The 23,626-nt window shown below is 61.9% G+C and carries 22 protein-coding genes and 2 tRNA genes; 11 read left to right on the top strand and 13 right to left on the bottom strand.

Annotation, left to right across the window (positions count from 1 at the left end; all coding sequences use genetic code 11):
- Window positions 1–31 precede the first annotated feature (31 nt).
- A complete protein-coding gene (locus ABMA59_RS19680; protein WP_349007074.1) occupies window positions 32–1,264 on the top strand; it encodes an MFS transporter in 1,233 nt (410 codons plus the stop codon).
- A 6-nt stretch (window positions 1,265–1,270) separates the two neighbouring features.
- Here the strand turns inward: ABMA59_RS19680 and ABMA59_RS19675 are convergent, their stop codons facing one another.
- On the bottom strand, window positions 1,271–1,870 hold the full coding sequence (locus ABMA59_RS19675; protein ID WP_349007073.1) for a 5-formyltetrahydrofolate cyclo-ligase: 600 nt from the start codon (window positions 1,868–1,870) through the stop codon (window positions 1,271–1,273).
- 111 nt (window positions 1,871–1,981) lie between these two features.
- A complete protein-coding gene (locus tag ABMA59_RS19670) occupies window positions 1,982–3,337 on the bottom strand; it encodes a cytochrome P450 (protein ID WP_349007112.1) in 1,356 nt (451 codons plus the stop codon).
- A 262-nt stretch (window positions 3,338–3,599) separates the two neighbouring features.
- On the opposite strand from ABMA59_RS19670, the gene ABMA59_RS19665 reads away from it, so the two are divergent.
- A complete protein-coding gene (locus ABMA59_RS19665) occupies window positions 3,600–5,576 on the top strand; it encodes a bifunctional 2',3'-cyclic-nucleotide 2'-phosphodiesterase/3'-nucleotidase (protein ID WP_349007072.1) in 1,977 nt (658 codons plus the stop codon).
- Between the two features lie 312 nt (window positions 5,577–5,888).
- Here ABMA59_RS19665 and ABMA59_RS19660 read toward each other — a convergent pair whose 3' ends face one another.
- A complete protein-coding gene (locus ABMA59_RS19660) occupies window positions 5,889–6,287 on the bottom strand; it encodes a hypothetical protein (RefSeq protein WP_349007071.1) in 399 nt (132 codons plus the stop codon).
- A gap of 82 nt (window positions 6,288–6,369) precedes the next feature.
- Complete coding sequence (locus tag ABMA59_RS19655) at window positions 6,370–7,626, bottom strand: class I SAM-dependent methyltransferase (RefSeq protein WP_349007070.1); 1,257 nt, start codon at window positions 7,624–7,626, stop codon at window positions 6,370–6,372.
- Window positions 7,627–7,914: 288 nt separating this feature from the next.
- Between ABMA59_RS19655 and ABMA59_RS19650 the strand changes: the two genes are divergently transcribed.
- Together ABMA59_RS19650 and ABMA59_RS19645 are read left to right on the top strand one after the other, a co-directional pair.
- Window positions 7,915–8,043 (top strand): hypothetical protein, encoded by a 129-nt coding sequence (locus tag ABMA59_RS19650; RefSeq protein WP_349007069.1) that lies wholly within the window; start codon window positions 7,915–7,917, stop codon window positions 8,041–8,043.
- Between the two features lie 102 nt (window positions 8,044–8,145).
- On the top strand, window positions 8,146–8,460 hold the full coding sequence (locus ABMA59_RS19645) for a Dabb family protein (protein WP_349007068.1): 315 nt from the start codon (window positions 8,146–8,148) through the stop codon (window positions 8,458–8,460).
- Between the two features lie 33 nt (window positions 8,461–8,493).
- Here the strand turns inward: ABMA59_RS19645 and ABMA59_RS19640 are convergent, their stop codons facing one another.
- Complete coding sequence (locus ABMA59_RS19640; RefSeq protein WP_349007067.1) at window positions 8,494–8,652, bottom strand: hypothetical protein; 159 nt, start codon at window positions 8,650–8,652, stop codon at window positions 8,494–8,496.
- A gap of 628 nt (window positions 8,653–9,280) precedes the next feature.
- Here ABMA59_RS19640 and ABMA59_RS19635 point away from each other — a divergent pair.
- The 3 genes from ABMA59_RS19635 to ABMA59_RS19625 all read left to right on the top strand — a co-directional run bounded on the left by ABMA59_RS19635 (window position 9,281) and on the right by ABMA59_RS19625 (window position 13,376).
- Window positions 9,281–12,640, top strand: coding sequence for a M10 family metallopeptidase C-terminal domain-containing protein (locus tag ABMA59_RS19635; RefSeq protein WP_349007066.1), 3,360 nt, complete (start codon window positions 9,281–9,283; stop codon window positions 12,638–12,640).
- 266 nt (window positions 12,641–12,906) lie between these two features.
- Window positions 12,907–13,092 carry a hypothetical protein gene (locus tag ABMA59_RS19630; protein ID WP_349007065.1) on the top strand — a complete coding sequence of 62 codons (186 nt, stop codon included), beginning with the start codon at window positions 12,907–12,909 and terminating at the stop codon, window positions 13,090–13,092.
- Window positions 13,093–13,205: 113 nt separating this feature from the next.
- The gene (locus tag ABMA59_RS19625) at window positions 13,206–13,376 is read left to right on the top strand and encodes a hypothetical protein (RefSeq protein WP_349007064.1); all 171 of its coding nucleotides are present in this window, start codon (window positions 13,206–13,208) and stop codon (window positions 13,374–13,376) included.
- 192 nt (window positions 13,377–13,568) lie between these two features.
- On the opposite strand, the gene ABMA59_RS19620 is transcribed toward ABMA59_RS19625, so the two are convergent.
- From ABMA59_RS19620 to ABMA59_RS19600, 5 genes are all read right to left on the bottom strand, one after another.
- Window positions 13,569–14,411, bottom strand: coding sequence for a PopZ family protein (locus tag ABMA59_RS19620; protein WP_349007063.1), 843 nt, complete (start codon window positions 14,409–14,411; stop codon window positions 13,569–13,571).
- 158 nt (window positions 14,412–14,569) lie between these two features.
- A complete protein-coding gene (locus tag ABMA59_RS19615; RefSeq protein WP_349007062.1) occupies window positions 14,570–15,976 on the bottom strand; it encodes a TolC family outer membrane protein in 1,407 nt (468 codons plus the stop codon).
- 154 nt (window positions 15,977–16,130) lie between these two features.
- Window positions 16,131–16,805, bottom strand: a complete 675-nt coding sequence (locus tag ABMA59_RS19610) for a protein-L-isoaspartate O-methyltransferase family protein (RefSeq protein WP_349007061.1) — start codon at window positions 16,803–16,805, stop codon at window positions 16,131–16,133.
- A gap of 421 nt (window positions 16,806–17,226) precedes the next feature.
- Window positions 17,227–17,300, bottom strand: a tRNA-Cys gene (locus tag ABMA59_RS19605).
- Between the two features lie 113 nt (window positions 17,301–17,413).
- Window positions 17,414–17,635 carry a hypothetical protein gene (locus tag ABMA59_RS19600; protein WP_349007111.1) on the bottom strand — a complete coding sequence of 74 codons (222 nt, stop codon included), beginning with the start codon at window positions 17,633–17,635 and terminating at the stop codon, window positions 17,414–17,416.
- Window positions 17,636–17,901: 266 nt separating this feature from the next.
- Here ABMA59_RS19600 and ABMA59_RS19595 point away from each other — a divergent pair.
- A tRNA-Asn gene (locus ABMA59_RS19595) sits at window positions 17,902–17,976 on the top strand.
- A gap of 1,326 nt (window positions 17,977–19,302) precedes the next feature.
- Window positions 19,303–19,518 (top strand): hypothetical protein, encoded by a 216-nt coding sequence (locus ABMA59_RS19590; protein WP_349007060.1) that lies wholly within the window; start codon window positions 19,303–19,305, stop codon window positions 19,516–19,518.
- A gap of 291 nt (window positions 19,519–19,809) precedes the next feature.
- Here the strand turns inward: ABMA59_RS19590 and ABMA59_RS19585 are convergent, their stop codons facing one another.
- The 3 genes from ABMA59_RS19585 to ABMA59_RS19575 are packed head-to-tail and all read right to left on the bottom strand — an operon-like array spanning window position 19,810 to window position 21,148.
- Window positions 19,810–20,001 (bottom strand): hypothetical protein, encoded by a 192-nt coding sequence (locus ABMA59_RS19585; protein ID WP_349007059.1) that lies wholly within the window; start codon window positions 19,999–20,001, stop codon window positions 19,810–19,812.
- Window positions 19,998–20,501 carry a hypothetical protein gene (locus tag ABMA59_RS19580; protein ID WP_349007058.1) on the bottom strand — a complete coding sequence of 168 codons (504 nt, stop codon included), beginning with the start codon at window positions 20,499–20,501 and terminating at the stop codon, window positions 19,998–20,000. Before ABMA59_RS19580 ends, ABMA59_RS19585 begins: the two co-directional genes overlap by 4 nt.
- Window positions 20,495–21,148 (bottom strand): hypothetical protein, encoded by a 654-nt coding sequence (locus ABMA59_RS19575; RefSeq protein ID WP_349007057.1) that lies wholly within the window; start codon window positions 21,146–21,148, stop codon window positions 20,495–20,497. The genes ABMA59_RS19580 and ABMA59_RS19575 overlap by 7 nt, the downstream gene beginning before the upstream one ends.
- An 81-nt stretch (window positions 21,149–21,229) precedes the next feature.
- Between ABMA59_RS19575 and ABMA59_RS19570 the strand changes: the two genes are divergently transcribed.
- Both ABMA59_RS19570 and ABMA59_RS19565 read left to right on the top strand, forming a co-directional pair.
- Window positions 21,230–21,436: a helix-turn-helix transcriptional regulator gene (locus ABMA59_RS19570; protein ID WP_349007110.1), complete on the top strand. Its 207-nt coding sequence runs from the start codon at window positions 21,230–21,232 to the stop codon at window positions 21,434–21,436.
- Window positions 21,437–22,678: 1,242 nt separating this feature from the next.
- Window positions 22,679–23,110, top strand: coding sequence for a hypothetical protein (locus tag ABMA59_RS19565; protein WP_425475948.1), 432 nt, complete (start codon window positions 22,679–22,681; stop codon window positions 23,108–23,110).
- Window positions 23,111–23,626: the final 516 nt, after the last annotated feature.

Here is a 23,626-nt window from a genome sequence, read left to right as displayed (position 1 = left end):
GCATCGCGATCCTGCCTATCCGGAACATGAGATGGCTGCTGTCGCGATCGAAGACGAAGGCGCCGGAGAAATCCACTGGCGTCGCAACCTCGCCGTCTGCGCCGGCGGGTCGTTCACCACCATCGTGGCGATGACGGTGCTGCTTCCATTCCTGCCGCTTTATGTCGAGCAACTCGGCGTGACCGGACACGCGGCGATCGTGCAGTGGTCCGGCGTCGCCTATGGCGCGACGTTTTTCAGTGCTGCGATCGTCGCGCCGTTGTGGGGCCGGCTTGCCGACCTCTACGGCCGCAAGCTGATGCTGATCCGCGCAAGCCTCGGCATGTTCGTGGCGATCTCGCTGATGGGTATGGCGCAGGACGTCTATCAGCTTGTGGCGCTCAGGCTGTTCGTCGGCCTGGCGGGCGGCTACGCTTCCGGTTCGACCATTCTGGTGGCGACCCACACGCCAAAAGCCCGTTCGGGCTGGGCGCTGGGCGTGCTTTCCTCCGGCATCATGGCAGGCAGTCTCGTCGGGCCGCTGATCGGCGGCGTGCTGCCGGCCGTCATCGGTATTCGCGGCACGTTCCTGGCATCCGGCGGCGTGATTTTCATCACTTTCCTGGCGACTTGTTTCCTCATCAAGGAGGGGCCGCGCAGGCGCGTGCCCAAGGCAGAACGGCAGAGGAGTGGGTGGTCAGCCATTCCAGACCCGCGGCCCGTTGTTGCCATGCTGGCAACCGGCGCGCTGCTGATGGTCGCGAACATGTCGATCGAGCCGATCATCGCCGTCTATGTCGGCCAGTTGGTGGACGATCCGGCTGATATCACCATCGTTGCCGGCGTCGTCATGGCCGCTGCCGCGCTGGGCAGCATCCTGTCGGCCTCGCGCCTGGGAAAACTCGCCGACCGCATCGGCCACTGGCCGGTCATCGTCGGCGCGCTCGGCGTTTCGGCGCTGCTGCTCATCCCGCAGGCTTTCGTCGAAAGCGCATGGCAGCTTGTCGCCCTGCGCTTCCTGATGGGGCTGGCGCTGGGCGGCCTTCTGCCGTGCATCACCAGCGTGATCCGCCATAATGTCCCAGACCGCGTTGCCGGCACGACCTTGGGCTACGCGACCTCCTCGCAATATGTAGGTCAGGTGGTCGGGCCGCTGCTCGGCGGTTTTGTCGGCGGGCATATCGGCATGCCGGCGGTGTTCCTGGGCACCAGCGTGTTGATGGCCGCTGGGGCGCTGGCGTGCTGGGTGGCCCGGCCGGTCGGCAGGGAAACCGGGAGCAGCTAAGCGCAATCAGCTTGCGCTTTGGTCCGTCACGATCCGATCCATCGGAATGTCGTGCGGCTGCGCGTAAATCGTCGGGATAGCCTGCGTCGCGTAGCCGACGCCGATGACCAGCGGCTTGCCGGGGAGGGAGGCAAGCGTGCGGTCGAAGAAGCCGCCGCCATAACCCAGCCGGTAGTTTTGTGGGTCGAAGCCCACCAGCGGTGCGATGACCACATCGGGGACGACCGGCTGGCCGGAGGCGGGGACCGGAATGTTCCAGACGCCCTTCTCCAGCGGATCGCCGGGCCTGTAGGGGCGGAAAACGAGCGGATGCGCCTTCTCGACGACCACCGGCAGTGCGACCTGTCCGCCGCCGGCGATGACGGCGTTCATCCACGGGCGCAGGTCGGGCTCGCCGCGAAAAGGCCAGTAGAGGCTGATGGTATGGCCCGCGAAGCTGCCGATGCACGCATTGAGGCCGGCGGCGATGCGTTGCGCCATGGCGTTGCGCGTGTCGGCCGGTATTGCGAGACGCTCTGCGATCAGCCGCTCGCGCTCGGCCTTGCGCCAGCACGCCAATTCGGGCGTCAGCGAGAATGTCTGCGTCGTATCGATCTTGTCTTGCATGGGCGGCATTCCGATACCGGAAGCAGCGAGCCTATGCCCGGCGTCTCGAACATCCGCTCGTATTTGCGACGCCGGCATGGCTGCCCGCGCCGGTACGGAGACTGCGCATCCTTAGTGCAGACTGGCCGACGTTTTTGGCAGCAGGCGCACCCAGACGCCCTCGCGTGGCCTCAGTGTGATGGACGGGAACAGCGTGATTGGCCGCTCGCGCTGCCATTCCACTGAAAAATGCCGGAAAATCGTGGCGAGGATCAGGACCGCCTCGATCATGGCGAAACGCTGGCCGATGCAGATGCGCGGCCCGCCCCCGAACGGCATATAGGCGAACCGGGGCAGCCTTCGCGCAAGCCCGTCCATCCAGCGCTCGGGCCGGAAGGTCTCCGGATCATCGAAATTGCGCGGGTCGCGGTGCAGCACCCAGGGCGAGATCAGGACGGTGGTGGCGGCGGCGAAATCATAACCGCCGAGCTTGAACGGCCCGATCGACTCGCGTCCGATCGCCCAGGCGGGCGGATAGAGCCGCATCGATTCCAGGATCACGCTTTCCGCGAATTTGAGGCGCGGCAGGCTTTCCACGGTGGCGTCGTTCGTGCCGAGCGTCTCCCCGACTTCGGCCGTGAGCCGGCGCGCCGCCGCCGGGTTCTGGCCGAGCAGGTAGAGGCTCCAGGACAGCGTCAGCGCCGTCGTCTCGTGGCCGGCCAAGAGCAGGGTGACGGTCTCGTCGCGCAACTGGCTGTCCGACAGCCGCTCCTCGGATTCGTCCTTCGCCGCCATCAGCCGCGACAAAAAATCCTGCCGGCCCTGGTAACCGTCGGCGCGCCGCTTGGCGATCATCTGCGCGATGATGCGTTCGACGGTCGCGATTGCGCGCCGATAGCGGAAATGGCCGGGCAGCGGCACCCAGTCGGGGATTTTCACAGGGCGCTTGAACCGCGCGGCCATCTCCACCACAAGGTCCTGGACGGCGTGGTCCATGTCGGCGATGTCGCGTTCAACCTCGCAGTCCATGAACGCCTTCGCCGCAATCCGCAGCGTCAGCGCCATCATGTCGCTGTGGACGTCGCGGATGTCGCCGGCCCTCCATGCCCTCACGGTCTCGTTCGCCAGCGCGACGATATCGGGCCCGTATCCCTGAAGCTGCTGGCCTGCGAATGCCGGTGCCGCAAGCCGCCTGTTGCGCTGCCAGAGGTCGCCTTCCGCCGTCAGCAGGCCCTGGCCGAACAGCGCGGTGACATGCCGCCAGACAATGCGGTTCTTGATGAAATTGCGGTGGTCCTTGACGAGGATCTGCTCGATGTCGTCGGAACTGTTGACGAGCAGCGACGGCCAGCCGGCGAAGTCGTAGCTGACGAGATCGCCGAACATGCGCTGCGTCTGCGTCAGGAAGCCGAGCTCATCGCGCCCGAATTGCAGGGTGTTTCCCAGCAATACCATGCCGCGCGGTCCAGGCGGCCGGGAAGACTGCACCGGCCGCGGCACGAGAACAGGCTTGATCTGACTGGAAAGCTGGGTCACGGCTGCGCTGCCCGTTCACCTTGAGGCCGGCAAGACTGGGTCAAGCCTCGCCGCCTGTCAACTACGGGGAAGCGCGATATCCGGCCGGGGGAAATACGGCGGCGGTCCGACGCGGCGCTACGCGATGGTCATGCATATCGGCTGGACTCCGATATCCAACGGCGCGAAACTTTGATCGACCGTGGCGTTTTTGGTGCATCATCGAGGAGAAAACATGCCCGCTTCATTTCCCGTTTCGCGACGCTCCTTCCTGGCCGGTGGCGCGGCTGCCGGCGCACTGATCGTGCTGCATCCGTTTTCCGCCCGCGCCCAGGCCAATCAGGCGCATCTCAGGATCATGGAAACCACCGACATCCATGTGAATGTGCTGCCCTACGATTACTACGCCGACAAACCAAATGACACGATGGGCCTCTCGCGGACCGCATCGCTGATCGACGCCGTGCGCAAGGAAGCCACGAACGCCATGCTGATCGACAATGGCGATCTGCTGCAGGGCAATCCGATGGGTGACTACATCGCCTATGAGAAGGGCATGAAGGAGGGCGACGTACATCCCGTGATGAAGGGCATGAACCTTCTCGGCTACGAATGCTCGACGCTCGGCAACCACGAGTTCAACTACGGCCTGTCGTTCCTCGACAAGGTTTTGGCTGGTGCGAATTTCCCTTTTGTCTGCGCCAATCTGGTGCGTGGCACCGAGCTTGCCGCCAACCCGCGCGACGACAAGCTTTATCTCAAGCCCTACACAATCCTCGAAAAGACGATCAAGGACGGTTCAGGCGCCGAGCATCCGGTCAAGATCGGGGTGATCGGTTTCGTGCCGCCGCAGATCATGCTGTGGGACGCCAAGAACCTGACCGGCAATGTTATCACCCGCGACATCGTCGAAGCGGCGAAGGCCTGGGTCCCGCAGATCAAGGAGGAGGGCGCCGACATCGTGATCGCGCTTTCGCACTCCGGCATCGACGTGAAGCAGGGCGACATGATGGAGAATGCCTCGTTCTTCGTCGCCGGCGTCGAGGGCATCGATGCGGTCTTCACCGGCCACCAACATCTGGTTTTCCCCGGAAAAAAGGATTTCCAGGAGCTTGCCGGCGTCGACACAAAGGCGGGCACGCTGCAGGGCAAGCCGGCTGTCATGGGCGGATTCTGGGGTTCGCATATGGGCCTTATCGACCTCTTGCTGGAGCGTGATGGCTCGAAATGGCGGGTCGTCTCGGCCACCTCGGAGGCGCGACCGATTTATGAGCGCGTCGACAACAAGAACAAGGCGACCGTGGGTGACGACCAGCGCATCGTCGACGCGCTGAAGGAGGACCATGAGGCGACGCTCGCCTATGTCAGGCGGCCGGTCGGCAAGACCTCGGCGCCGCTCTATTCCTATTTCGCTCTGGTTGCCGACGACCCGTCGGTGCAGATCGTCAGCCAGGCGCAGACCTGGTATATCAAGGACTTGCTGAAGGATACTCAGTGGAAGGATCTGCCGGTGCTTTCAGCCGCGGCGCCCTTCAAGTCGGGCGGACGGGGCGGTCCGGACTACTACACCGACGTTCCGGCCGGCGATATCGCGATCAAGAATGTCGCCGACCTCTACCTCTATCCGAACACGGTTCGCGCAGTGGAGATCACGGGAGCGCAGGTCAAGGACTGGCTGGAAATGTCGGCCGGCATCTTCAACACGGTCGAGGCCGGCAAGGCCGACCAGCCGCTGATCAACCTCGACTTCCCGTCCTATAATTTCGACGTGATCGACGGCGTGACCTACAAGATAGACCTGTCGCAGCCGGCCAAGTACGATCCGAAAGGCGGGGTCCTCAACGCCGCATCAGGTCGCATCAAGGATCTGATGTTTGACGGAAAACCCATTGATCCCGCACAGAAATTCATCGTTGCGACCAACAATTACCGGGCTGGCGGCGGCGGCAATTTCCCGGATATCAATGCCTCCAAGATCATCTTCGAGGCGCCGGACACCAACCGCGACGTGATCGTGCGCTACATCATCGCGGAAGGCACGATCAACCCCTCGGCGGATGCCAATTGGGCGTTTGCGCCGCTGGCGAATACATCTGTCCTGTTCGAGACCGGGCCGAAGGCGAAGGATTTTATCGGTGAGGTCAAGGCGGTGAAGATAGAGCCTGCCGGCGATGGTGAGAACGGCTTTGCGAAATATCGCATAACGCTTTGATTCGGCTGCCATTCAGTGTCCTGCCGCCGGACGGCGGGACATTGTGGTGTGCCGCAAAAAAGGCTTCGGCGTTTGCCACGTCGAAGCCGCGTCAAGTCCGGAATCGGGTGCGATTTCAACGGGTTGATGCGTAAACCGCTGTGAAGAAGGAACTATGCGCTGACGCTTACCCCTCGCGAACATGCCGCAAAGCTATTTTGGCGTGTTGTCGGCTGGTGAAGCCGCTTCCCGATGCGTCGCGAACACGACGCGATCTAGGAGATAGGGAACTTGTTCTCGTGCGCCACGGTCCCCAACAGCGGTGCGATGGCTTCAGCGGATGCTTGGAACGCTCACGCCGTTGGTGCCCAAGGATCTGGGTCTCGGAATCCCGATCTGGTTGCCGCCGCCAAAGGGGTTTTGGCCGATATTCTGGCCGAGCGGATCATTCTGCACGGGCACCGGCGGCATGGTGTTGGGTGAAGTGATGCCGAAGCCCGTGTCGATCGGCGGATTCTGGATCGATCCGGTCGTCTGGTTGTCGATCAGGCCATTGCTGGAACCAGGCGCGGCTTGCGAGTTCACCGATCCACCGGCGCTGGGATCCATGACCGACGGGCACGATGCGTTCGGATTGCTGATGACGTCGCCGCAACTGTCGTTGGTCGCCTGCGCCCAACTCCCGCCGGCGCCGGCGAACAGGACAAGGGTTGCCATGACAAGTGTTTTCATCGGAGCCTCCTGATGCTCTTTGGGGGCCATTAAGGCCGCTTGCGGAGGCAACGTGTCAGGACTGGCTTGGTTTCAGCGCGGCTCAGGTCCGGTAGATCACTTGTCTGACATCGATGTATTCGGCCCGGAATCCGGCTTCGCAATAATGCAGGTAGAATTCCCACAGGCGACGAAAACGCTCGTCGAAACCGAGCGGAACAATGCGCTCCCAGGAGGACAGGAACCGGTCGCGCCACTCGGCGAGCGTGCGCGCGTAGTCCTGCGCGAAGATGCGCTCGCGCGCGAGCTTCATCCCCTGTTCCGCGCCGAGCGACTGGAGTATTTTCGGGGTCGGCAGCATGCCGCCGGGAAAAACGTAGCGCTGGATGAAGTCCGTGCGGCTGCGGTAGAGGGGGTAGGCGGCCTCGTTGATGGTGATGATCTGCATCCCGGCGGTGCCCCCCGCTCTCAGGCATTGTTTGACCTTCTGGAAGAACACCGGCCAGTATTTTTCACCCACCGCCTCGAACATCTCGATCGAGGCGATGCGGTCGTAGATTCCCGTCTCGTCGCGGTAGTCCTGCAGCTTGATGGTCACCTTGTCGGAGAGCCCGGCATCGGCGATCCGTTTGCTGGCGAAATCATGCTGCTCGCGGCTGATGGTCAGGCCGGTCACGCGCGCCCCGATCTCGCGGGCGACAAACTCGGCGAAACCGCCCCAGCCGCAGCCGATCTCCAGCACGTGGTCCTTGGAGGTTATGCCGATGTCGGTTGCCAGTGCCCGGTATTTGGCGCGTTGCGCGCTTTCCAGATCGTTCGCGCCCTCGGAGTAGATCGCCGACGAGTAAGTCATGGTCGGGTCGAGCCACTCGCCATAGAAGGCGTTGCCGAGATCGTAGTGGGCCGAAATATTCCTGCGGGAGCCTTTCTTCGTGTTGGCGTTCAGCCAGTGACGGAAACGTTGCAGTGCCGAAATGATCCTGCTGGCGCCGCCGGCGACCTCTTCGCCCATTTCCATGTTGACGACGAACAGTTCCAGGAAACTCGTCACGTCCGGGCTGTCCCAGTCGCCGTCGAAATAGGATTCGGCGACGCCGATCGTGCCGCCGGTGAAAGCACGGCCGGGAAGGCGCCAATTGTGCAGGGTCACTTCGGCCGACGGCCCTTGCGCCTTGCCTTCGATCTTGAAGCGCCGGCCCTCCGGTGTATTGATGACCAGCGTTCCCTGCGGCAGATGCAGGGCGGTCGACAGCACGCGGCGCGCCTTGCCCGGCAGGCTCCGGGCAATCTCTGCAAAGTTGCGTTCCGTCAGTGCGATCGCGTCGCCGACACGTTCCCTCAAATTGCCGTCCCCGCCCATTGTCCGTCCTTGTGCCGACCTTTTCGCTGCTGAAGTTCCCCGGCGCGCACAATGATATGAGCGAGGGATTCCTGCAACCTCGTCTTGCGTCGGATTTATTGGTCGGCTTCGTCGGAACTTATTTCGCGGAAACTGGTAGGGTCGGGCGGCCAGGGACCGCGCCGGAATCCGGCCGGTCAAGGCGCAGGGGGCAGATGCGCCTAAGCCAAATGATGACGGACGCTTTACCCTTCGATGGCATGATCTTGTTGCCTACGCTTCGGCCCTGTGATTTCGGCGAGAACGGATATGCGTTACGTGATCGGGGTTTGCATACTGACCGGTCTCATCATCTGGGACGGGTTCCGCAATGACGGCCACTATCTCGACCTGGTGCTTCGCGCGGTGAGTTCGACGATCCGCTCCGTCGTCGGCTGACCCGAGGGCCACGCCGCCTCGCGGGATCGCGACCATCCGCTGCATTGACGCGGATCGTGCAGGGCAGCAGAAGGCCCCGACATGTCGAGCGCGGAGGCTGGGTTGATCCGACACATCGTATTTTTCAGCGCCGGGAGTCCGGAGAACATCGGTGCGGTCGAGAGCGGGTTGCGCAAACTTGGCCGCATTCCGCATTCGAGACTGTTCGAGGTGTCCCGGAACATGAAGGTGGACCCGATTGGCGACGATGTCGATGTCGTCGTCTATGCCGAGTTCGAAAACGAGGCGGCGCTCGCAGCCTACAAAGCGCATCCGCTTTATTCCGAAACGACCCGCGAGGTCAGGCCGCTGCGCGAGTTGCGGTTCTCGGCCGACGTCGTAGCGGCTCCCTCGACCGGCGAAACCGTCAAACAATAGCGCCTGTCCGCCGCGGTGGTTCGCAAGGGTGCGCTACCCCGGGACCGGCGTGCGATACCCGGGATACGGGCAGAAGCCGGCATCATAGGCCCTGTCGCCGCATGGCGGCGAATAGGCTTCTCTGCTTTGCCCGGTGACGCAGCCGGAGAGTACCGGGACGATGGCCAGCATCGCGAGGAATGTTGTGCGCATCCGGCAGGCTCCATCCGGTTTCCGGTTTCATGTTGCCTTCATTATCCACCGGCGGTGCGGCTAAGGTGATGCTGGTGATTCCGCGTAGAATAGGTGCGCGGTTCGGGAATGGCCATCAAAGGCAGAAGGTCGCCACGCCAGTTTGAGACACGACTCTCGGCATTGGGTCGTGGTAGGGGTCGGGTGCCAAGCCAAGATGTTCAGATGGGACAAATCGCGTGCCGCGCCATTCGCGTTCCAGTTGGTAACCAGGCACTGCTTGCGGCCTTCGAATCTTTCCAAAACGGCACCTGGCAGGCCTTTCGCGGCGCTCGACATGCCCTTAGGGAAGCCGAGAAAGGTGGGCCGTCATGCGCATGAGTTCGAAAAATGCGGCTTCGACTTCTCGCTTAGCAAGATTATATAAGTTACAGGAATCATTAGATTAAGTCCATGTTGTAACATAGGCCGATATCGGCGAAATTGCATATCTAATTTGCTTGTCATGCAAACCTGTCGTCTATACAAATTTCATCAGAGGGACATTCGGCTTCCGGCTCGCGGAAGTTGAATGGTTGCCACTCCGATGGGGTGTCGGGCTTCGGTGTGGCCGAAAAAAAACGTCCAACCAAAAGAATGGGACACCCTGATGCCAGTAGAAAATCTCGAGTGGATGAACATTGACCAGACGCCGGACAATCCGTTCGGCAAGAGCACCGACTACGAGGCCTTCCTCGATTATCTCGGTGCTCTCAACCGCGATCTGACGCCCGAAATGGCCCAGAGCCCGATCCGGGTAAACGTGTCGGAACTGAACGACCATCCGGACTACAAGGCAGCCGCCATCGGAGCGCTGCAGCAGTGGTCGGCGACGACGCCGCTTCAGTTCGAGATCGTCGACGACCGGCCGTTCGACCCTGATCTGGACTATTTGGAAGTGGTGAGCCCGGAACTCGGCGAGGAGGACGACGGCAGCGCCTTTTCGGCCGGCCGCTATGTCAGCGTCGGACAGCGCTTTCACGATACCGAGCCGAACAGCAGCGAACCCGGCGGTTATCTCTTCAACACCTTCGTCCACGAATTCGGCCATGAATGGGGCCTCAACCATCCGGGCGTCTACAATTATGGCGGCCCCGGCGGCGACCAGATCAACTTCTTGAACGGCGCGACCTGGATCTACGACCAGCAGCGCTACAGCATCATGTCGTATTTCGACGGCATCGACGTCGGCGGCACCACGCGCTGGACATCGACCACCCCGTCGGTCGGCGACATCGAGGCGGTCATCCGCCATTACTTCGCCACCGTCGACGCGAACGGCGACCGAACCTACCAGGACATCCAGCTCAACACCGGCAATGACCGCTACGGTTTCGGCAGCAACAAGCTGGGCTACGAGCTGACTGCGGACGGACCTGGGCACGATATCGGCTTCGTCATCCACGACACCGGCGGCACGGATACGATCGACTTTTCCGGTTCGACCGCGGGCACGCTGCTCGATCTCAGGGCAGGGCGCTGGTCGAGCGTCAACGGCCATGAATACAACGTCGCCATCTTCGACGGCCATAACGCCGACGCGACTGAATACTACATTGAAAAAGGCATCGGCAGCGCCTTCGCCGATATCATCATCGGCAACGACGGCGACAACGCCTTGGTCGGCGGCGACGGCGCCGACAAGATCGCGGGGCTCGGCGGCGACGACAAGATCAATGGCGGCAACCAGACCGACGTGATCTACGGCGGCACCGGCGACGACTATCTCATCGGCGGCCTCGACACGCTGGACAGCCGCGACCGCAACAACACGCTGCCGCCCGTCACCGGTCCCGAGAGCAAGGATGGCAACGACCGTCTCTACGGCGAGGAAGGCAACGACACGATCGACGCCGGAGCCGGCGACGATATTCTCGACGGCGGCGACGGCAACGACATCCTGCGCGGCATGGCCGGCGTCGACGTGTTCAAGGGCGGCGCCGGTGTCGACACGGTCGATTTCAGCCGCGAGAGCCCGTTCCAGTTGCTGGTCAACCTCGAACTCAACATCGCCAGAGGCGGCACGGCCTCCGGCGACACATTTTACAGCATCGAGAACCTGATCGGCTCGGACGACCGCATCGACCGCTTCATCGGCACCAAGGACGACAACCATTTCTGGGGTCTCGGCGGCGGCGACGTCTTCAACGGCGGCGACGGCAACGACATCCTCGACGGTGCGCGCGACGGCGACGTGCTTTACGGCGACGCGGGTAATGACCGGATCATCGGCGGAGCAGGCCAGGACTACATCAACGGCGGCGCCGGCAGGGATACGGCCGACTACACGACCGGCCCGGACTCCAAGGCCATCTCCGGCGTGACGGTGAACCTCGCCACCGGCGTGGCCAGCGGCGGTGACGCCGAGGGTAACACGACGAAGGGCGTCCAGGGCGATATCCTTGTCTCGATCGAGAACCTGACCGGTTCGAAATTCGCGGACGTGCTGACCGGCGATGACGGCGTCAACATCATCCGCGGCGCCGGCGGTAACGATTCGCTCTCCGGCGGTGGCGGCAAGGATCTGCTCGACGGCGGCGACGGCATGGACATGGTCGCCTTCTACGACAGCACGGTTGGCGTCACCGCCGATCTGACCCAGCCTGGCGAAGACACATTGGTGTCGATCGAAGGATTCGCAGGCTCGGCCTTCGACGACAAGCTTACAGGCGACGCCAGCGCAAACGTGCTGGTCGGACAGGGCGGCAACGACGTGCTGAAGGGGGGCGCCGGCGACGACGTGCTCGACGGCGACTTCACGCCGATTCCGCCGACCGGCATCGGCATGGGTACAGGCTACGCCACGCTCGACGCGACAGCGAAAAACAACTCGCTGGCCACCGCCTATGACATCACCAACAACTTCACCACGGTCGCCGACGCCGACATCTTCGATTCCGACACGGTGCCGCACACCACGGTGAACGCCACCGGAAACGGGCAGTCGGGCTTCTACAAGCTGACGCTGGAGAAAGGCGCGACGCTGTCGGTCGACATCGACCACATCGCCGATCCCGATGTCCACGATAGCTGGATCCTGCTCATCCGCGACAACGGGGCGGGCGGCGTGCTCGTCGCCAACAATGACGACAATGGCGGCGATCCGGGCTCGACCTCGGGACGTGATTCCGGCCTGACCTACACGGTCACGCAGGCCGGCACCTACTACATCCAGGTCGGCGCCTGGGTCGACGGCTCCTCGCCGAGCGGCTTCTCGCCGACGGTGCCGGTGGGATCGACCTACGAGGTCAACGTCTCGGTGGCGCCCGCCGATGTCGGAATGCCGAATGTCGGTTCGTCCGGCGATGACACGCTGTTCGGCGGCGACGGTAACGACACGCTGCTGGGCCGCGCCGGCGCCGACGTGCTGAACGGCGGCAACGGAGCCGACACCGCGTCCTATGCCGGCTCGTTGGCCGGCGTCACAGCGAGCCTGTTCAACGCCGCGATCAACACCGGCGATGCGGCGGGGGACAGCTACGTCTCGGTCGAGCATCTGACGGGATCGAGCTTCGGCGACGTCCTGCACGGCAACGACGGCCGCAACATCATCGTCGGCGGCGCCGGCGACGATGCGATCAAGGGCAATGGCGGCAACGATACGCTGGCCGGCGGGCTCGGCCAGGACACGCTGCATGGCGGCGCCGGAGCGGATGCGTTCCTCTTCGACACCGTTCCGGCCGATCCCGGCAATGTCGACCGCATCCTCGATTTCGACGTCGCCGACGATGCGATCTGGCTGGACGACGCGGTCTATACGGCGCTGACCGCGCTGGGCAACCTTGCGGCGGCGGCGTTCAAGGACACCGCCGACGGCGCCAAGGATGCCAACGACCGCGTCATCTACAATTCGGCCACCGGCAATCTCTATTACGATGCCGATGGTTCGGGCGGCGCGTTCGACAACATCAAGATCGCCAGCCTGTCCGGAACGCCCCATCTGACGGCGGCGGACTTCGTCGTCGTGTAAGCCGGCAACGACAACGGAAGCCGGCGCCTCGCGCGCCGGTTTCCAGCCAAATCCACGGACGGCGAGTCTCCGGCCTGCGGGAATATCGTCAGGGCCGATGCAATCCCGGCCTCCGGCTTCGTTGCCGTGACACTGGCGCCGCCAGCGCTTCACGCCACGTAATTTACAGTACCGACACTGGCCGCACGACCGCGGCGCGGATATCTATTCACATTCCAATGCCGTCGTGCTGCGGTGCGACCGATTGCTAATGTGCTGAGAATCCAATGACAGACAACGTCCGCAAGAGCGCGATAGACAAGCTCGACTATGTCCGGGCTGCGCTTCTGGATCTCAAGGCCATCTGCGACGCGGAGCAATGTGCTTTTTTGGCCCATCTGCTGGAGATGGCTTATGTCGAGTGCATCGACGTCCTGCACCGTGCCAGGACTTGGTCCAACGAGCGCAACTGAAAACTGAGCTCCGTGTCAATTTCATCGACAAAGCAACAATTTGTCTATACAACAGTCACGGTCGGCCTCGACCTGAAGGCATCGTGATGATCCCCAAATCTGAAATCGGTCTGATGTTGAACCGCGCCTTCTTCGAGGGCCGTGGCGACGATTTCCTGACCGTCTTTGCCGCGTGCGTCGAGCGGCGGGAAATCACGGTGAGCGAAGAGGCGGCGGTCAATCTGCTGGAAGCGGTCAGAAGTGTCCCGCAGGTGAAGACGAAGACCGCGGGCGCGCGCCGCTGACGGCCAGGCTTGACCTGAATTCATTTCGTTCCAGTCGGAAAGACCCCCGCCGGATGTGACCGTCGGGTTATGGGGCCGGCAACTTTGCGGGACCGGCAACGACGCCGGTCGTCGCGTCCAGACGCGGTGCAGGTGCTTTTGCCGGCCGCTCCCTCTTCAGGCGAAGCGCCTGCCCGGCACAGAGTGCGGCTGTTAGTTCACGCCGCGGGCGACACGCTCGATTTCCTCGCGCACCAACCGCTCGACCAGGGTCGGCAGATTGTTGTCCAGCCAGTCCTGAAGCATCGGCCGCAGCATTTCCTCGGCCATTTCGTCCAGGCTTTTTCGGTTGCGCGCGGCCAGCGCTTCGGACAGTTCGTTGAAGGCCGCAGCCACTTGCCGGCCGGTATGGTCGGAAATGATGGCCGGGCGAGCGGGTTCGCTGGGCGCCACGGCCTCGTCGGGCGCGGTATCCTGAGGCGGCGAATAAGCTGACTGCGATGCGGCTATGTCCTCCATGACGGCGTTCGCCACTTCGTCGAGATCGAAGTCGTCATGCTCGACCGGTGCAAGAGTTTCCGCTTCGGATACGCCGAGCTGCCATTCCTCGGCCGCCGGTATTTCCGGCGCGATGGAAACGGCCGTCATCGACGCCTCCGCCTGCTCCAGAACCGGACCCGGACGGGGCGCCGCCAGACCTGCATCCGCCGCCGCGAGAGAAGTCGCCTGCTGATAATCCTGTTCGGCAGCTTCACGCGCCGCGGCCCTTTCAGCGACGACCTGCGCCTGAACTTCCGCCATGGTGACGGGTTTGCGCGGTTCGGCCAAGGGTGTGTCGGCGCGAGCAGATGTACGGAACGTGCCCACCTCTATCACCGAGCTTTCCTGCGAGGCAGCCGGCACGGCGGGGGGAGGGGATACGTCGTTGTCGGGCCGCACCGGCTGGCCACTCTCCTCGGGACGGCGAATCGTGTCGCTGTCTTCTATGATCCTTCGGATGGAAGCCAGAATCTCTTCCATCGAGGGTTCGCGCTGTGCGCTGCCGAGTTGTGCCATCGTCACATCCGCCGCCTTTGTGACCGTTGCTGAAAACGGCCTTCGGAGAAAGCCGCCTACGAATCATGACGTTAGCGTAGCGGAGGCAAAAGCCAGCGAGAATCCCAAAAGATCCCGCCGCAAGCGATTTCCAAAGGATAGAGGCGCGCGACGAGGAACTATCGGCCGTCCGGCGTGCGCAGCCCGAACCACTTGTCCTTGACGGCGTTGTAGTGTTCCTGCGGTCTGTATTCCACCACTTGGAGACCGAGCCGCTTGACGCCGAGCGCCCCGATCGCGGACAGGATGGCATAGCTGCCGACCACTACGTCGCGCTCGCTGTTGGCAAGGCTGATCTGGGCGTTGATGACGTCCTGCTGCGCGTTCAAAACGTCGAGCGTCGTCCGCTGGCCGACATTACGCTCCTCGATGACACCGTTGAGCGCGAGTTGCGTCGCGGCGACGGTTTCCCGGATGGCGGTCACATTTTCGCGCGCCGCCGTGTAACTCGTCCACGCCGACGTCACCGCCTGCCGCACCTGGTCGCGCGTCACGTCGACATTGATGCGTGCCTGGCCCAGTTGTTCCTTGGACTGCCGGACCTGCGCCGAGGCGCGCCCGCCCTGATAGATGGGAATATTGATCTGCGCGCCTATGCTGGCAGAGGTGCCGTAGCCGTCCCCGCTGGCCGGCCCGGGAGAGGTCGAAGTGTAGCTGCGGTCCACGCTCGCGGAGCCGACAATCGATGGCAGCAGCGTGCCTTCCGCCGATTTGACGGTGAATCCGGCAACATCGACCAGATGTTGAGAGGAAAGAATGGCCGGATGTTGCGATTCGGCAAGGGCATAGGCAGCGTCGGCGGATTTGGGCAAAAGCTTTGCCAGCGGCGAAGCAGGCTTGAGGTTGCCAGGGTCCTCGCCGACGACCTGCCGATAGGATGCGGCACTGTTGAGCGCCTGCGCGCGCGCAGCCGCGAGCTGGGCCACGGCGGCGGACCGGCTGGCGTCGGCCTGGGCGACGTCCGTGCGCGTGCCTTCGCCCACTTCGAGACGCGACCGCGCCGCGCGTGCCTGTTCGTTGAGAAATTCCAGGTTCTGCTCGGTCAGCACCGCGATCCGGCGGTCGCGGATGACGTCCATGTAGGAAGCCGCCGCATTGAACAGCGTGTCCATTTCGGTGTTGCGCAGGTTCTCGAAGGAGGCCTGCACCTGGGCCTCCGCTGCCAAAACATTGTTCCTGGTCTGAAACCCGTCAAACAGCGTTTGCTGGATTTCCACCCCGAACGACCCGGCGGTCAGGCGCGTGCTATCGGGCGAAGACAATATGCTCCTGATGCGAGGATCGTTGTGATTCGAGCTGTATCCGATCTGTCCGGTGCCCGTTATCGTCGGCCTGTACCCCGACTTCGCGATCGCAACATTCTCGTCGGTCGCCCGCGCGCCGGCGCGTGCCGAATTGAAGCTCGAATTGAACTGGTAGGCCTTGGTCAACGCGCCGCTGATGGTTTCGGCCGAAACCATGGCGGTCGACAGCGCTGTCGCGGACAACAAGACGGCAGCGAACAAAGACTTGCGAACAAATTGCACAGCGTATCCCTCTATCGTCGCAGCAAAGCCCCGCTCCGCCCGGATCATCCGGCGCGATCCGTCAACCCAACCGCCACGTACCCGTCACCCACTCCCGTCGAATTCCGAGAGTCAGCAGAAATTCCCACAACCTTCTCAGACCGGTCCCATCCACTCAGAACTGAAATGTATAAGCGCGCTCGAAACCCGGCAATGGCTTAATTGCCGCGTTGAACGCGCTGCGGCCGGTGACCACGCCATTCCATTTCGAATAGAGTCGCGCCTTGCCGGCGTTTCCGCTGCCCTCGACCACGACCAGCCGCCCCCCATCCTTGAGTTGCGACAGCAAAGAATCCGGCTGCACCTCGACCGCGCCGCCGACGAAAATCACATCGTAAGGGGATTCGTCCGCATAGCCCCCGGGCAGCGGGCCGCGCACGACGGCGACATTGTCGCAGCCAAGTCCGGCAAGATTCTCACTCGCCAGGTCGGCCAGCGCCTGGTCCGATTCGAGGGCTACGACCGAACTCGCCAGACGCGAAAGAACCGCGGCCGAATAGCCGGTTCCGCACCCGACATCGAGAACGAAATCGGAGGGCAGGATCTCGGCGAGCTGCACCAATTTGGCGAAGGGGGACGGCTCCATCAGGTATCGCGGTGAACCGCCGGCTTGGGCCGGGGCGATCTCGATATCCTCATCGATATAGGCAAGGTCGCGGCGGCTGGCGCCGACGAACGCCTCGCGCGGAACCGCCAGCATGGCGTCGAGCAGTGCCGTGCTGGTCACATCGGTCGTGCGCACCTGACCGTCGACCATGCGAATGCGCCGCTGTGCATAGTCTGCTTCCATGTCAAAACCGATCCGTTTCCTGCGCTACTCTACGCATATTTCAAACGGAACACGGGCTCCGGTAGCAAACCGGCTAGGACAGGATCGAGGCCTCGCCCAGACTTCCGCAAATCGCAAAACTCAAAGCTTTCGGTGCAACGCGACACCTAGGATGAGCCTCTATCGTTAACGATGCGTAACCCGTATTCGCAGCCTATGTCGGTCATGGACTTTCCAATGTCCAGACCGTGGCCACGATTTTTCGGATGCGTGGCGCTCGTGCCTCACCGCGGCGCTTCGTGCTTCATCCACAGGCAGCGAATACGGCATTTTTTGTCACGGACAGTCGTGAACGGCACTCAGACGTTGAAAGTGAGGACGTCGACAATGCCGGGCGACGGAGCGAATCAAAAACCGTCGACCGTGCGACGAAACGACAGGATGGAGGCCTCGCCCGGAATCGAACCGGGGTGCAAGGATTTGCAGTCCTCTGCGTAACCACTCCGCCACGAGGCCTCGCCGCCCCGTCGTTCTATGCGCGCTCTGTTAACAGAGGGTTCGGGAGGCGACAAGCGCCGGTCGCCTTTTTCCGAAGCCTGTCTGTTTCTTTCTCTCCTCGGCGCGCGCGGCTATCGTGGCGGCGGGCGTCGGCGCCGTTCCCACCACACCACGGAGCGCCGCCGCAGCCGCCGTACCGTGGCGAATTCGTAGGACAGGACGAGCAGCCCCAGCGGGATCATCCAGAAACCCAGTACCGGCAGGAATCCGAGCAACCCCAGGAAGGTAAGCAGCACGCCGATGGCGACACGCAGGGCGCGCGACCGCGGCATCCGGAACGCGCGGCCGAACATCTTGATCGTGGGGGCCGGGTCATTGCCGTTCACTGCCTCCTGTCGGTCCGGTTCGGTGTCCCGCCTCGTGCTTCTGCCCATCCGTAACGTCTCCAGCCGGACCAGAATTTGCCCGTCTTGATTGAGTGTTCGTGCCTCGTCATATGATGCGGATGCATGCCGCGCGCCACATAACGGTGCGCCCGGTCAAAAAAATGACCGGCGGTGCTTTGCAAAGCCGAAACGGGTTTGCTATAGGCACGCGCAATGCTGAAACGAGCATCCGTTCCCCGGTAGCTCAGTGGTAGAGCAACCGGCTGTTAACCGGTTGGTCGCTGGTTCGAATCCGGCCCGGGGAGCCAAACAAATCAAGCACATAGCAAGCCTCCAAATCTGCAACAAATCTCGATAGGTACGCTATAGGTACGCATAGTGCCTTTGCTAGGCACTCGACTCGCCTCACTCAATCAGGATGCCCGCCTATCTCGCGGTTCGACTGTATGCTCCTGGCCTCTCGGATAAGGGTCGACCAATCCGGGCCATGCAGGTCGATGAGTGATCCCGCCTGCGCTTGGGTGATGCCGGTTTCCTTCGCCATACGCTTCATGAGCAGGCGCCGCACTTCACCGCTGACCCAATCACCCGGACTCATTTGGACTCCCCACCAAAGACAGCCCGCCGCGCGCTTGAGGGACGGGCTCGCGGCGGGCCTAACCGTGGCAGGGCGTCGGCCTCGCCGCAGTCCGTAATCGAACCGCCTGGCAGGCCACATGTTCCAGCGGAAGAAAAAGGCCCGCCAACTTTGGGCATAGCGGAGGTAGGCGGGCCAAACTGAACGAAGTGTCCCTGAAGCGTGAGCACCGGGTTCGGACATAGAGAACGCGGGCCACATTATCAGCACACTATCTGTCTTGCGGCGCTTGGACCGAAGGCAGTCCGAGGCGTATCCGCTGGCCTTCCGCGAAGTTCCGAGCGAATTCCTCGGTCTCGAATAGCTGTTGGGTGACTTCGCCAGCCTCCGCGACCTGGACTGCCCACTTGCCGTCAATATGTTCGACGCGGACGCCGGCCGCTTCCTGGTCGGTCATCGCCGAATGATTCGAGCGAGCAAATCGTCATCTATTTCGACGTGCTCTGTGAGCGCGTCTATTAGATCTCGGGCCTGCCGGCGAGCCAAGGCGTCATCGATCTGGCGGTTGCCAACCATTCTCCGATAGGCTCTTCGCACAATGTCGAATTCGAACGCGGACATCTCACTGCCTGGCTCGTTGTCGCACATCGCTTTCATCCAGAGTGGGCGAAAGCGCAATCCTCTTTCAATCGCCCGCTTGCCTTGCCGGTACGGGCGACGAATCAACGTATTGGAATGTCAGGCGGCTGGCTATGAAAAATGACATCGTACGGTGCTGTGCGAGGATGGAGAGAATTTCGACAGCGGCCCGCCGCGAGATCAGGGTTAGTTCGCGACGCGCCTAGACATTGGCGGTGTGGATTAGCCCGCCTTGGCCTACCTCCGAACATCATTAAGTGAGCGTTGTTCCGGTTCGCGAGAAATATGGCTGGTACGTCAAATGTTATCGCGGCTAGCACTGATAAGGCGTAAGGTGCTTTTGTCGCCTGTCCTCCCGGCACAAGGCGCTTGGAAGAGAACATCATGCTTTCGCCCCCTCTTATGATGGATGGAAGCTATGACATTCCTCGGATGTGCAAACCCCGATCAGATCGATACACTCTGTGAAGCGCTGGCGGCGTACTGCGAGCGGCACGAAATTACCACCGACGATGATAGATACGATGCCGCCGAAACGGTGATGTCAGTCTTTGCCCGTGGTGTCGACACCTTTGACGGTCTGATGGCCGGCATGGAAGCATCGTCGTTGAACCGATTGCGACTGGCCGCCTAACGCTGCTTTCGAAGCATTCGGGCCTCGCGCACTAGCGAGGTCCAGTTTGGTCCAAGGAACTCGACCAATTCAGTAGCCTGCCCTCTGGTGATACCCGTTTCCTTTGCAAGACGCATAGCGATGGTTCGCGCTTCGGCGAGCCTTCGGTCTTCGGTATCGGATGACATGGGGAAGTTCCTTGTTCCCTCGAAGCCGCAACGAGGCGATGCGGTTCGGGTTCCGCCGCTTGTAGAACAAAAGCCCAGCCACGTCTCCGCAGCCGGACGTAAATTTCCAACGGTTGGGAATGTTCTAGTGCAGCGTCGCCCACTGCTCGTCCTCGCCGTCGACAGGCGCCCTTACGGCGTCGTGCATCGCCTCCAGCAGCAGCTTGTTGTTCTGGTCGAGAATGATGTTCGCCTGCATCACGCCTCGCCTGTCGCCGAGCAGGAAACCGAAGCAGAAGGCGATAACGATGCCGGCGGTGAACAGGGCGTAAGTCACGACGTTGCCGCCATGCGCTCTATGTCAGCGATGAAGCATTCCAGACACTCCGTCGCCCAATCCCAATCCCCTCGCGGCCGATCAATCTCAGGAAGCGAAGCCGAGTCAAAACGGCAAACCCTGGCGCGGACGGCAAGCCCGGCGAGGGTCTTAGGCTGCATAACGCGGATAGGTGCCGCTGCTGCTTCCACCTTGTCCAGATGGGCGTTGTTGCGATCACCGGCGATGTCGACGCCAAACTCAGCCTGCGACGCGAACAGCGCGTCCATGTCTTCGCCGAAACAGGTGCCGCGCTCGTGCATCGCTGCCGCCCATCGGTTGTGCGCGCGATCCATCTCCCGCCACAGCGGCTTCCAGTCCTCGTACAGGCGGTCGAATATGGCGCCGAGCCTTATCAGTTCGGCATCGGGATCTGACGTGCCAAAACACGCAGCGGCCGGCGTGACGACGGCGGCGAGCACGGCCGGAGTGGTCGCGAGCAGTTTGCGGCGGTTCAGCATGACACCACCTCCCGAACGATGATGCCGTCCGGCTTGCGAAAGGCTATCTCGCAGCACGGTCCCTGCGGATTGCGGAAGCCCTCGTTCTCGTGCTCGGCGTCGCAGTCTGGCTCGGCGTCATCGTAGGCGCCTTCGTCGATGTAGGACTGGTCAATACCATCGCCCCATGTGCTGGCGTCATGGTCCACGTCGAGAACATCGCCGCCGTGCTCGTTCTCAATCTCGCACTCGTCGCTGCGGACCGTGTTGCTACCGCTGGCCCAAGTCTCTTGCGAGTTGTTGCCGCCGGTCGAATAGGCAAGGTCGCCGGGTCGTATCCAGTTTGAACTGTAGGCGTTCGGGTAGCGCCCCGGCGAGCCAAGCGACAATTCGCTGTCGCCGCCGTCCTCGGCGTCGGCGTTGTCCTCAAGGTTCTCATCCTCGACAGGCGTGTGGCCCCGCGACTGGTGGAATTCCGTCCAGGTGCCCGGCTCGTCGTCTAGGGCTGGCTCCAAGTCCTCGTCGCCGTCGATCGTATCGAGCAACGCGATCAGGTTCTCGATCGTGGTGGCCAGCTTTAGCCGTAGGTCGGGCGTCACGGTGAGGAAGATGGTTGGCTGGGCTGTGGGCAAAGCTCCGCCCGCAGCCGGAACGTAGGTGTTCGGCATGGAAGTTCCTCTCGGATTGTGATATTTGCACTTGTGAAATTAGCACAAGGAAATGGACTTGTGAAGCCTGCACAAGTTAGAATGGCGAGAGCCGCGCTGAACTGGTCTCTGCAACGGCTAGCTGACTCGGCGGGCGTTCACCGCAACACCATCAGCAACTTTGAAACGGGCAAGTACGCCGGGCGCCCTGAAGCCTTGGAAGCCATCCGCGCCGCCCTAGAAGCGGCCGGCGTGGAGTTCATACCCGAGAACGGTGGCGGCGCTGGGGTGAGGCTAAGGAAGGGCTGACCCCGCCAGTTCTCACTTGTGCGTTGACCAAGCGCCTTTCAAAATTGGCAATGGTACGGCGAATCTTCTCCAACGATATTGCGAGTGAAGTACTTGCTTCACTTCGAGCCCTAGGACGGGTGAGGTCTCGCGTGGTTGAACGCAATGCCCAGACGAGCAATGATGCAGAAGCATCGGTCCGTCTGGGAGCGCAGCTTATCGCGATCGACCGGGCCATTGAAAAACTAGAAACTCCATCGCAAAGAAACAGCTCTCATGAGTGACGGCCCACCGGGCCAAACTTCAAACATGTGAACTCTCCGGGGAGGCCAGCGGGGCGACTGCTCGGTGAAATGGGTCGTCCGCCTGGACGGGCGCATCGCCGCCAAAAACAGCGACACGACTGACTGGGCACAGCCGGCTCTAGCCAAAGCCACGCCAATCGTCATGAGAGCGTGATCTAAAAGTCGGGCAGCCGGAAGACGTGGCAAGCCTGGCACTCAGCCCGTAGCACGCAAGTATTCTTGAATAGATAGGCTGCAACTGACAGCAAGTTCACGATTGGGCTTATCTTGCCCAAGCGGCGTGGCCCAACCAGCTTTTTGCACCATGCCTGGGCGTTCAAACGCTCTAGCAATTTTCATATCGGCAAGGATTTCAATCGATCGAGGATCGGTTCTAGACCGCTCGATGCAATAGGGCGTTAGACTCGAAGCTACAGCGGCGGCAGCGCCATCTCTCATCATTATTTTCGCGGAACGCTCAGTAACCCAACCGCCCCAAGTGAAGCCGACAACGGCAAGGGATAAGGCGCCCAGCCCCGCGCCAAAAAGGATGGGAGCAGTCCATGTGGGGACGTACATCTGAGTGCCCGATCTTTGATTGGAGGCACGCCTTTGTTGTGGCGTCAACGCCCTTTATCACGCAACCCAAGGCACAGGGGGACAAATCGCGCATGTTCCGCCGAATAACCTCGCAATTGGATTGCGGTGCTGATACATCGTGAATGTCGGTGGCTGTTTTCAGGGCGCCATCGGTTGAGGGCGGCCATCGTGCCCTAGCCCCAACGAAAGGAGGACATGCTTGTCTTCCGTCACACTACACCCACATCCGACGTCCGCCGGCACATTGTGAAACACCTCGGGAGGGTGATTGCCGAGCCGGCGGCGTGGTTGCTGTTTACACTTGCAGTATGTGTCATAGGCGGCATCCTGTATCTGGCACTAGGGAGTATCACGTATTGAACCCTGCCCGACCACTTCGATGCGCCTTTTGCTACGTTTCGTGCCGAAGTCGCGCCAGTCCCGCAAAGTTGAAATGTGCATCATGAGTTCCCGCCCTGAACAACTCTCGGCGGAGGTACGGACTGCAATCGGCACATTTCTCGAAATGTGTCAAAAGGAGGCTCGACCGTTCGCGGCTTCCGAAGCGATACGTGCAATCAAGCGCATTTTTGTTGATCTCGATATTTCGGATGGGCAGCTAGTCGATGCGATCATCAGAGAAGCCGCCGATGCCGGTTTTGAAGTTGAGCCTGCCTCGACGATGCCAGATGAGCCGGAAAGCCAGTGTCCGAATGTGCAAACGGTTCGGGAGGTATCCGCTCACGAACAAACCCAGCGCCAAATGGACAACGATACCAGCGGGACGCGGAGGCGCGCCAATGAGACTGCTACTCGCCACCGGATCTTGTAGGCCAACAGAATTGCTCCACCCACTAGCCCGGTGCGGTAGGAATTGGGAGAAGTTCAGATGAGCACACCCACTCTATTGATCTATGCGAGTTCCAATGGAGATCAGTGGCATCTGGAACGAGCCCAAGACGGCAGGGCTTTCGTCCGGCATGTTCCGAACATCAGTTCGGGAGGTACACCCAGCCGGATCGATCCTGGTGCCTTCCTCACCCACGACCGGGGCTCGCCTCAGAACGACAGTTTGCTTCGGTTGATCGGAACGCTGGTGCCGCTGACGGATGTCCCAAGCGAGATATCTCAGGTCGGTCCAAGCAAGCGCTACGGGTAGCCTTTCCGACGAAGATGAGATTGGCGTTCACTGTGCGCATTGCTCATACGAAAATCGAGCCGAAGTCGGCTGCATACGCCAAAACTGCAAGTTGGAATGCCAACGCTGCGGATCAGTGATCAGCCTGGAGAACCGGATTTTCTTTCACTCGGACAAACTGATGACGAGGCTCTAGCCGATGCCTAGCAC

The organism is Mesorhizobium yinganensis, assembly GCF_040081985.1.
GTDB lineage: Bacteria > Pseudomonadota > Alphaproteobacteria > Rhizobiales > Rhizobiaceae > Kumtagia > Kumtagia yinganensis.
This window is presented reverse-complemented; position numbering and strand designations above follow the sequence as displayed.

Bases quoted from the DNA above. Each gene is read 5' to 3' on its own strand.
- ABMA59_RS19680 (WP_349007074.1), top strand. From the start codon at position 32: ATGGCTGCTGTCGCGATCGAAGACGAAGGCGCCGGAGAAATCCACTGG.
- ABMA59_RS19675 (WP_349007073.1), bottom strand. From the start codon at position 1,870: ATGCAAGACAAGATCGATACGACGCAGACATTCTCGCTGACGCCCGAA.
- ABMA59_RS19665 (WP_349007072.1), top strand. From the start codon at position 3,600: ATGCCCGCTTCATTTCCCGTTTCGCGACGCTCCTTCCTGGCCGGTGGC.
- ABMA59_RS19660 (WP_349007071.1), bottom strand. From the start codon at position 6,287: ATGAAAACACTTGTCATGGCAACCCTTGTCCTGTTCGCCGGCGCCGGC.
- ABMA59_RS19655 (WP_349007070.1), bottom strand. From the start codon at position 7,626: ATGGGCGGGGACGGCAATTTGAGGGAACGTGTCGGCGACGCGATCGCA.
- ABMA59_RS19650 (WP_349007069.1), top strand. From the start codon at position 7,915: ATGCGTTACGTGATCGGGGTTTGCATACTGACCGGTCTCATCATCTGG.
- ABMA59_RS19640 (WP_349007067.1), bottom strand. From the start codon at position 8,652: ATGCGCACAACATTCCTCGCGATGCTGGCCATCGTCCCGGTACTCTCC.
- ABMA59_RS19635 (WP_349007066.1), top strand. From the start codon at position 9,281: ATGCCAGTAGAAAATCTCGAGTGGATGAACATTGACCAGACGCCGGAC.
- ABMA59_RS19630 (WP_349007065.1), top strand. From the start codon at position 12,907: ATGACAGACAACGTCCGCAAGAGCGCGATAGACAAGCTCGACTATGTC.
- ABMA59_RS19625 (WP_349007064.1), top strand. From the start codon at position 13,206: ATGTTGAACCGCGCCTTCTTCGAGGGCCGTGGCGACGATTTCCTGACC.
- ABMA59_RS19620 (WP_349007063.1), bottom strand. From the start codon at position 14,411: ATGGCACAACTCGGCAGCGCACAGCGCGAACCCTCGATGGAAGAGATT.
- ABMA59_RS19610 (WP_349007061.1), bottom strand. From the start codon at position 16,805: ATGGAAGCAGACTATGCACAGCGGCGCATTCGCATGGTCGACGGTCAG.
- ABMA59_RS19600 (WP_349007111.1), bottom strand. From the start codon at position 17,635: ATGTTCGGCCGCGCGTTCCGGATGCCGCGGTCGCGCGCCCTGCGTGTC.
- ABMA59_RS19590 (WP_349007060.1), top strand. From the start codon at position 19,303: ATGACATTCCTCGGATGTGCAAACCCCGATCAGATCGATACACTCTGT.
- ABMA59_RS19580 (WP_349007058.1), bottom strand. From the start codon at position 20,501: ATGCTGAACCGCCGCAAACTGCTCGCGACCACTCCGGCCGTGCTCGCC.
- ABMA59_RS19575 (WP_349007057.1), bottom strand. From the start codon at position 21,148: ATGCCGAACACCTACGTTCCGGCTGCGGGCGGAGCTTTGCCCACAGCC.
- ABMA59_RS19570 (WP_349007110.1), top strand. From the start codon at position 21,230: ATGGCGAGAGCCGCGCTGAACTGGTCTCTGCAACGGCTAGCTGACTCG.
- ABMA59_RS19565 (WP_425475948.1), top strand. From the start codon at position 22,679: ATGCGCCTTTTGCTACGTTTCGTGCCGAAGTCGCGCCAGTCCCGCAAA.